This is a genomic window from Streptomyces sp. NPDC005492, from assembly GCF_040605995.1.
GTDB lineage: Bacteria > Actinomycetota > Actinomycetes > Streptomycetales > Streptomycetaceae > Streptomyces.
Genome location: NZ_JBEXDX010000098.1, coordinates 1 through 8326 on the forward strand (window position 1 = coordinate 1; position 8326 = coordinate 8326).

General features: G+C 67.4%; 6 protein-coding genes and 4 pseudogenes. 7 read left to right on the forward strand and 3 right to left on the reverse strand.

The features are described 5' to 3' along the window. Positions 1 to 93: 93 nt before the first annotated feature. Together ABZT04_RS45560 and ABZT04_RS45565 are read left to right on the forward strand one after the other, a co-directional pair. A pseudogene (locus ABZT04_RS45560) lies at positions 94 to 369 on the forward strand (transposase); the annotation flags it as partial. A 249-nt stretch (positions 370 to 618) separates the two neighbouring features. Continuing rightward, positions 619 to 810, forward strand: a pseudogene (locus ABZT04_RS45565) (DUF4158 domain-containing protein); the annotation flags it as partial. 105 nt (positions 811 to 915) lie between these two features. On the opposite strand, the gene ABZT04_RS45570 reads toward ABZT04_RS45565, so the two are convergent. Beyond that, positions 916 to 1281 (reverse strand): STAS domain-containing protein, encoded by a 366-nt coding sequence (locus ABZT04_RS45570; protein WP_356066534.1) that lies wholly within the window; start codon positions 1279 to 1281, stop codon positions 916 to 918. 5 nt (positions 1282 to 1286) lie between these two features. After that, positions 1287 to 2747 (reverse strand): GAF domain-containing SpoIIE family protein phosphatase, encoded by a 1461-nt coding sequence (locus ABZT04_RS45575; protein ID WP_356066537.1) that lies wholly within the window; start codon positions 2745 to 2747, stop codon positions 1287 to 1289. A 465-nt stretch (positions 2748 to 3212) separates the two neighbouring features. Between ABZT04_RS45575 and ABZT04_RS45580 the strand changes: the two are divergent. Further along, positions 3213 to 3575: pseudogene (locus ABZT04_RS45580) on the forward strand (transposase family protein); the annotation flags it as partial. 33 nt (positions 3576 to 3608) lie between these two features. Here ABZT04_RS45580 and ABZT04_RS45585 read toward each other — a convergent pair. Further along, entirely contained in the window at positions 3609 to 4844 is a 1236-nt protein-coding gene (locus ABZT04_RS45585; RefSeq protein ID WP_356066549.1) for an IS110 family transposase, read from the reverse strand. A 399-nt stretch (positions 4845 to 5243) separates the two neighbouring features. On the opposite strand from ABZT04_RS45585, the pseudogene ABZT04_RS45590 reads away from it, so the two are divergent. The 4 genes and pseudogenes from ABZT04_RS45590 to ABZT04_RS45605 form a co-directional block, all read left to right on the forward strand. Then, positions 5244 to 5333: pseudogene (locus tag ABZT04_RS45590) on the forward strand (IS5/IS1182 family transposase); the annotation flags it as partial. A 73-nt stretch (positions 5334 to 5406) separates the two neighbouring features. Continuing rightward, positions 5407 to 5706: a transposase gene (locus ABZT04_RS45595; protein ID WP_356066540.1), complete on the forward strand. Its 300-nt coding sequence runs from the start codon at positions 5407 to 5409 to the stop codon at positions 5704 to 5706. Further along, positions 5703 to 6242, forward strand: coding sequence for an IS3 family transposase (locus ABZT04_RS45600; protein WP_356066543.1), 540 nt, complete (start codon positions 5703 to 5705; stop codon positions 6240 to 6242). The genes ABZT04_RS45595 and ABZT04_RS45600 overlap by 4 nt, the downstream gene beginning before the upstream one ends. A gap of 1024 nt (positions 6243 to 7266) precedes the next feature. Next, a complete protein-coding gene (locus ABZT04_RS45605) occupies positions 7267 to 7905 on the forward strand; it encodes a sigma-70 family RNA polymerase sigma factor (protein ID WP_356066546.1) in 639 nt (212 codons plus the stop codon). Positions 7906 to 8326 lie beyond the last annotated feature (421 nt).

An 8326-nucleotide genomic window follows, 5' to 3' on the forward strand; every position in this document is an offset into this window, starting at 1 on the left:
TTGTCGAAGCACTCAAAGCGCGGCATACAGCAAGACATCTCGCTCGGCCCCTGCCCAGAGCTGATCCAACTCCCAGCCCTCAACGCCTATTAGGCGTACGACTCCCGCCGCAACCGGGCCTACCTGCGAAGACGCGGGATCAAGGCGACCATTCCGGTCCCGGCGGATCGGATCCGCAACCGCCAGAAACTCGGCTCCCGGGGCGGTCGGCCACCGAAGTTCGACAGGACCGACTACCGCAAGCGCCACGCAGTCGAATGCGGGATTAATCGCCTCAAGCGCCACCGTGCCGTGGCCACTAGGTACGACAAGCTCGCCGTCCGCTACGAGGCGACCGTGCCGGTCGCAGTCCTCAACAAGTGGCTGTGACCAGCACTTTCCCAACAGGCCCTAAGGGCTGTCCCGTAATCGATCTCTGGGTGGTGGGTGATCTGGCAGGAGTGCTGGTGCTCTGGTCCTGGCGGGCAGCGCGGCGTGGGTCGGTCTCGGGGATCAATGGGACCGTGGTTGGCGCTGAGATTGATGATGATCGGCTAGCACAGTGATCGTCCCCGGGATAAGGGTCAGGTCAGCTGAAAGATCGTCGATCTTGGGCGGGGTCTGGGTACGGTCCGCTTTATGCCGGTGGAGTTCTTAACTGATGAGCAGGCCGAGGCGTACGGGGAGTTCGCCGAGGAGCCCACGCGTCCGGAGCTGGAGCGGGTCTTCTTGCTGGACGACGTGGATCGGGACCTGATTGCGTTGCGGCGGACGAAGGCTCACCAGCTGGGGTTCGCGGTGCAGATATGCGCCGCGCGGTATGTCGGACGCCGGCGAGCACGAATCGCACCCGAGGCGCCCGGCCGTTCGTCGTACCACCGTGCAGATCGGGCTTTGCCGCCCGGGGAGCGACGCGCAAGGCTGGCGAAGGAGCGGTTAGTCGATGGGGGCGCCCTGGTGGGCGCTGAGCGCGTCGGCGGTGCTCGGGTAATGGGGCAGGAGGCTGTCCACGCCGGTGAGGGTGAGCATGCGCATCAGCCGGTCGGGGACGGCGGCCAGGGCCAGGGAGCCGCCCGCTTCCTGGGCGCCGTGCCAGATGCCGATCAGTGCGCTGAGGCCGGCGGAGTCGCAGAAGCCCACACCCGACAGGTCGAGGATCAAGTGGTGGTGGCCCTGGTCGATCAGCTCCAGCGCGCGGGTACGCAAGCCGGGTGCGGTATGCGGGTCGATCTCGCCGGTGACGGTGGCGACCGCTGCGGAACCGGGGGTGGCGGTCAGGGTCAGCTCGATGTCGTCGGTCATGGCGGTCAGTGCTCCTCGCCGGCGGGCGCGGCGGTGGTGTGGGCGGTGGATCCGGCCCCCGTCGCGGTGGCGGCCTGGTCGGGAGCGGGAACCGACAGAGCCAGCAGGGCGACGTCGTCACTCGCGCCCTCGGGCAGGCCGTCCAGCAGACCGACGGTGTCCTGGACCAACTGCGCCGCCCCGCACGAGGCGGCACGAGCGGTGAGGAAGGTTGTCAGGCCCTCGTCACCGAGCATGGTACCGGTGCTGGTGTGTGCCTCGGTGAGGCCGTCGGTGTAGAGGAGCAGGGCCTGGCCTGGGGCGAGGTGGAGGGTGGTGGAGGCGAAGCGGGCGTCGGGGAAGGCTCCGATGAGCATGCCGCCCTTGGGATGGACCGCTTCTGCCCGCGTGTGCGTGGCGGGCCCGGCTTCGGGCGGGGCGGGGCTGAGGTGGTAGGCCGGGGGGTGCCCACCGGTGGCCAGCTCCACGGTGAAGCCCCCGGCCGCATCAGGGGTGAGGGTGGCGAAGAAGGCTGTGCAGAACCGGCTGCCCGCCCGCACATCGGCCAGCAGGGCGCTGTTCAGGGCCTCAAGTACCGCGACGGGATCGTCCGTGTGCTGGGCGGAAGCCCGCAGGGTGTAGCGGGCCAGGGAGGTGATGGTGGCCGCCTCGGCGCCCTTGCCGCACACGTCCCCCAGGAACAATCCCCACGTCCCGGCGGGCAGGGGAAAGACGTCGTAGAAGTCGCCGCCCACGTCGTGCGCGGACGCGGTGTGGTAGTGGCAGGCCAGCTCCAGGCCGGGCACCGTCGGCAGCGCCGGCGGCAACAGAGTGCGCTGCAAGGTGGAGGCGAAGGAGGCGATCGCCGCCTTGTCCCTCTCCGCCTGCTCCCGGGCCGCCCGCTCAGCCTCGGCGGACTGCTGCTCCTGGCGCACGGTGCGCAGCGCGGACAGTCGCAGCTCCATCTCGTCCATCACGATCGCCGCCAGATCGGTCAGGGTGGCTGTCTGTTCGGAGGTGATGGAGCGGGGCTTGGTGTCCAGGACGTTGACCGTGCCCAGCTTGTGCCCGTCCGTCGTGGTGATCGGCGCGGCGGCGTAGAACCGCACGCCGAGCGGCCCGGTGACCAGCGGGTTGCCGCAGGCGACGTCGTCGAGCAGAGTGTCGGGAATCACCAGCGTGTCGTCTCGCAGGACCGCGGAGCCGCACAGGCCCGGGTCCCGGCCGATCTCGCTGACCCCGTCCAGGCCGTGCGCGGCCTTGAACCAGATCCGGTCCTCGTCCACGATCGTCACCGTCGCCACGGGGACGTCGAACAGGCGGGCTGCCAGCGCAGCCACCCGGTCGAACGCGCCGTCGGGCGGGCTGTCGAGGATGTCGTAGCGGCGCACCGCCTCCATCCGGCCGACCTCGACGACCTCGTCGGGCACCAGATGCAGGCGCTTGTCAGGAGCGCCGTCCTCGGATGCCGAAGCCTGCTCGGGCATCGGCCTTCCACCTCCTTGACCTCCCGCAGCCACCGGGCGCGGCGCGGGCCAACGGAAAGGCTAAGCGGAACGAGTGCGCGAAGGCCATCCGGGTGGCACCTCACAGGACCACCGATGTCGACGCGCAGTGCTGCCCGGTGAAACCCGGCGACGGTACCGGGCCGGACTGCGCTCCCCCTCATCCGCCCCACGTGCGGGAACGAACGAGCGACCGGGTGTGCCCGCCCTCCGGGGATGGTCTTTCCACGCCGGGCGGTGAGGGCCAGAGCCGCACGCACGGTGGGCGCTACCCACGGCCTCGGGGATCAATGGAACCGTGGCCGGCGCTGAGATTGATCATGGTCGTCCGAGACGCTGCGTCTCTGTCGTCCTCAGTGACCTGGCCAAGCTCAAGCGGAAGCGCCCCCAGTACCCCCGAGACCCCGCAACTCAACACGGCTTCTCGGGGTCGGAGATGATTTCGCCGTGATCACGGCATCGGAGCCCCGCTGGATAAGCCCGTTCACCGGACTGAGCCCGCAGCAGTTCGGCACGCTCATCACCGCTCTGCGAAAGGAAGAAGCGGCCCCGATACGCAAGGGACGACCATGGGGTCTGCCGCTGGAGGACCGCGTGCTGCTCGTCATCGCGTACTGGCGAACCAATCTGACACTGCGACAGCTCGCCCTGCTCTTCGGGATCTCGAAGTCGGCTGCCGACCGCGTCATCGACCACCTCGGGCCCACCCTCGCCCTGCGCCAGCGCCGGCGGTTCCACAAGGATGCCGTGCTAATCGTGGACGGCACCTTGGTTCCCACTCGCGACCACAACATCGCCGAGCGTTCGAAGACATCTCATGTCGTTGAGAGGTCAAGTCCGTGCTCAGGCGGCGAGGGTCAAAGGGGCCGCGAAGGCTCGGTCGGGGTCGTATGTCGTTCGGCTCTGCAGGCAGTGGTAGAGGCAGCCCAGGAGCTTGTTGAACAGGTTCCGCAGTGCGGCGGTGTGCCGTTCTCCGCCGGCTCGTCGCCTGTCGTAATGGGCGCGTGGGGCGTCGGTGCGGAGTGTGGCAAAGGCCCACATGTAGCCAACGCCGGCGAGTCGTTGGTTCTTGACGGTCCGAGCTACGACGACGTGGCTGCGGCCTGACGCCCTTGTCACGGGTGCCGCGCCGGCGTATGCCTTGACCGCCCTCGCGTCCGCGAACCGGGAACGGTCGTCACCGATCTCGGCCAACACTCGGGCCCCGGACAGCACGGACAGACCCGGGAAGCTGGTGATGATGTCGGCGTCCGGGTGCGCGAGGAACGCTTCCTCCGTCGCCGCCGCAAGGTCGGTGACACTGCTGCAGGCAGCGCTGACCTGCTGGACAAGTGCCAATGTCTGGTGCCCCATTGCCTCTTCGACCAGGGGCAGTTGGTGGAGGTGCTCCGCACGGAAGATCTCCCGGAGCCGTTCAACCTCCGCGTCAATGCCGCGACGCAGGCGACCCGCCCGGGTGAGGAGTGCGCGCAGCTGGCTGCGGGTGAGTCTGGCCGCGGCGGCCGGGGTGGGGGCGGCCGCAAGGACCGCGCGTGCGTGTGCGGAGTCGAGTCCCGGTTTGCCCGATCCGTGGAAGGCGAGGAGGGCGGCTGGGCAGTACTCGCGCAGGTGGGAGCGGAGCCGGTTGACCATCTGCTGCCGATCCCAGATCGCGTCCTGGTGGGCGCGGGCGAGGACGGCAACGGTTTGCCCGGCTTCACTGTCTTCGGGCAGCGGGCGATGGGCGTGCCGGTCGGTGCGGAGGATGTTGGCCAGTACCCGGGCGTCAGCGGCGTCGGACTTGGCCCGGGAGACGCTGCCGCGGTCGCGGTATCGGGCGGCGGCCAAGGGGTTGATCGCGTAGACCTTGCGGCCGGTGGCTCGCAGGGAGGCGACCAGCAGTCCACGGGGAGTCTCGATGGCGACCGGGATCAGGTTCTCGACGTTGTCGCCGTGGCGGCCCAGGAGTTCCAGCAGGGCGTGGAAGCCGGCGCTGTCGTCGCTGATCCGCAACTTCGCCAACTGGCTGCCGTCCTGGTCGACGAGGGCTATGTCGTGATGGCCCTCCGCCCAGTCGATGCCGCAGAAGATCGCGCTCAACCTTTCTACCTCCGTCTTGTCGTACACGTCGTTTCCCGGGCGGAGCACGCGGCGCTCTAATAGAAGTGCTCGGGGCACGCCATCTCATGAGCCGTTCGTGTCTCCAGCGACCGGCAGGGACCTCGGTCTGCTGGAGAGCTCTGGGCTCGCGAACTGCTGAGAGGTCGGCCCCTGTCGGCGGCCTGGCGACATGAAACCTGACCCGCTTCTGCCGGGCGGGACCGGTCTTAGACGAGAGATCAAAGGTCCCGGAACTACCGAAGGTCTCTGCCCGGCAGGGCGGGTGCGAGGCAGAGCCGGTCTGACCACGGGGATCTCTCGTCCCGAAAGTGGGGCAGGCTTCCACCTCGCTCGGCAACCCTTGCACTCACGCGCTCAGGCTCACCGATGAGCTATTAGAACTATCAGTACTCCACCAACCACCAAGTCGTCATCGACGCCGACACACCACTCGTCGTCGCTGTCGGCCGTCCACTGCCGGGCAACCGCACGACTGAAGCTTCCCCTTGATCGTGGACACCTGGAGACTGGGACCTGAGGTTCCATTGGAAGTAGTTACCAGGTGGGAAGCAAGTACACGAAGCGGTACACGGAGGAGTTCAAGCGGGACGCCATCGTGCTCGTCGACTCCTCGGGCAGGACGGTCACCGCGGTGGCCCGGGAACTCGGCATCAGCTCGGAATCCCTGCGCGGCTGGTACCGCCAGGCCAAGGCCGACCGAAGCGGGAGCCAGGGCGGCGAGCTGACCAGCGCCGAGCGTGAGGAATTGCGGCGGCTGCGCAAGGAGAACCGTGAACAGCAGCAGACGATCGAGGTCCTGAAAAAAGCTACCGCCTTCTTCGTCAAGGAGAACGACCGGTGAGCGAGTTGTGCTGGTTCATCCACGCGGAGAAGGCGAACTACCCGATCACGCTGTTGTGCTGCGTGCTGCGCGTGGCCCGCTCCTCCTACTACGCCTGGCGCGAGGGCGAGGCCGCCCGCCGTGCCCGGCAGGCCGCCGACGATGCACTCGCCCACGAGATCACCGTGCTGCACCTCGCCTCCCGTCGTACCTACGGCGTCCCGCGCATCCACGCCGAACTGCGCCGCCACGGGCGGCGGGTGAACCGCAAACGTGTCGCCCGCCTGATGCAAATGTGCTGTGTCACCCGCATGCGAACGGCGAAACGATTCCCCGCCTCGCACCCCGCCTCGCACCCCGACTTCGGTTGGCCCGAACCAAAGTCGGGTGCCGGTATCGACGTAACGAACATGCCGTACGTGCCTGAACGACCCGGAGATATCTGTCAGACACGGGCCCCGGGAGCGGGAGATCAAATCGACGGAAGAATACGGGACAACTGGGCTGCCACCCAGAACAATATCCGGCCCGTCGCGCATCCAGGGTTTTCTGGATGACATGGAAAACATGAGGAGAGCGGCAGAGATTTCGAGATGGAATAAGGGGATTCCAGAGGAGCCAGATTACTGACGTCGCGCGAATGACCCTCTTCGATAGGGGTTGAGGTGCCTGAGGACTGGGCATCGGACACATGCGTGTTCATGAGTGCAATCAGTGCCATAGGCTCGACCGCATTCCCCAAGGGCGAGCTTGCGGCGCTCGAAGTGTCCAAGGAACTCCTGCCACTCGTCCGGCGTGACGGCCCTGTATTCCTCGACAGGCCGGAGTGCGCGACGGAGCCATCAAGGCCTGGTGCGCCTCGATGGCGTCCGCTGGATAGATTGCGGCGTCCCCCATGGTGGTGTTGATACTTCCGTGGCCAGCGATGACTTGAGCGATGTGAGGTGGAAGCCCGTTGAGGATCGCGTCATGACCTGCATAAAAAAACATGGCGGCCGAGCTTGAGCACTGGGCTGTGTGTACGGCGCCGGGCTCGGCCTGGATGCACGAACGCGAGTGGCGTGTGCCAGTCAATGGCGGTGCCGTCGGGATTGCAAGCGTGCAGGCCGTCCTGGGGGCGACGCGAACTGGCGGCCGTCTCTTGTTGAGAGCGGTTGGGTGGACAGGACTACCGGAGAGGCCGTGCCCGGGGAGGAAGCCAGCCCGTACGCTGAGCCGGTACGCGAATTCCCCCGCCTGTGGCGCGAGTCGTGGGTACGGGCATGGGACCAGCAGCACGAATGGGTGGTGAAGTTCCCACCGGGAGCGTTGCGCTGAACAGCCCCAGGGCGGGCGCCTGCCGAGCTCCCCCTCTGGCCGTCGATCCGGCGCCAGTCGCGGTTCGCCGACGGTGTCCCCTCTCTGCCACGGGCAGAGTGCCGTCGCCGAGGTCACCGGTGCTGCCCTGTGGGTTGCGGATCTCCCGGAGAATTCCGTCGTTCGCCTCTCACACTTTTCGGGTTGCGGCACTGATGGGTTGGTGGAGATCTCGTACGGCGGGATCACCACTCCGTTCGACCCCGATCATGCGAGAGGCCAGGTATGAGCGGCAGTAACAACGAGGGCCGCAGGATCCCGCGTCAGCGTGGAACGGCCCCCGAGGTCGCGATCCGCATCGTGGAGCTGAGCCCAGAGGCTCAGCTCCAGTGGGAGGGCCTGTATGCGAACGCGCGCTCCGTTCGCCGGATCGCGTACTACATCACGAGTCTTGACGGATGGGCGTGCGATGACATCGCGTCGCGGGTATGGCTCGCCATCTACACCCGGCTCAAGCGCGGCGGCCCTCTCGCGATGGGGATGGGTAAGACCGAGGCGTACCTGTGGGCGGTGGCCCGCAATGAGTCCTACGCGTACCTCAAGGAGGTCAGGGAGCGTGCGGAGTCCTTCGTCGGGGACGACCTGTACCTGCTGGACACCAGGGACAACGCTCACCCCAGCGCGGAGGAGCAGTCCCTCGCCGATCTCGCCCCGGCGATGGCGGTGCTGCGCCAGGAATTCAGTGACCTCCAGCTGAAGGTGTTCGTGCTCGCCGAGGGGTACGGCATGAAGGCGCCGGTGATCGCCAATTTGCTGGGCGGGACGGCAACGAACCAGTCCGTACGCGACGCGTTGAGGCACGCGCGGCGCAAGCTCCGCTCCAAGAAGGTTGGTCTCCGGCTCGGTGTCGTGGCCAACGAGTAGCCGCTTCCAGGAACTGCGGGCCGTCCGCACCGATGACGGTACGGTCCGCGACTCCGCGTGGGGGCTGCTCCGCCCGCCATCCGATTCATCAGGAGGTGAAAGGTAAAAGCCACCGCCCGCCGGGATCCGCCACCCGGAGGAGCGGGCTGCGCCGGGACTAACCATCCCGGACCGGGACCGCCATCCCGGACGCAGCACTCGCACGACCCGGACTTGGCCGGCCGGGCTGTGCGCAACGGCATCCATGACAAGGAAGGGGAAGGTACGAATCCCATGCGAGCCACCTACCGCGTTACTGCCTCCACGCTCACGTTCATCACGCTCTTGCTGTTCGGCATCGCCAAGGTGCGGAGCGCGATCGAGGACCTGCTTGTTCGGCTGCCCGGCAGCGACGAGCGTGCCCCACAGCAGGAACAAGATC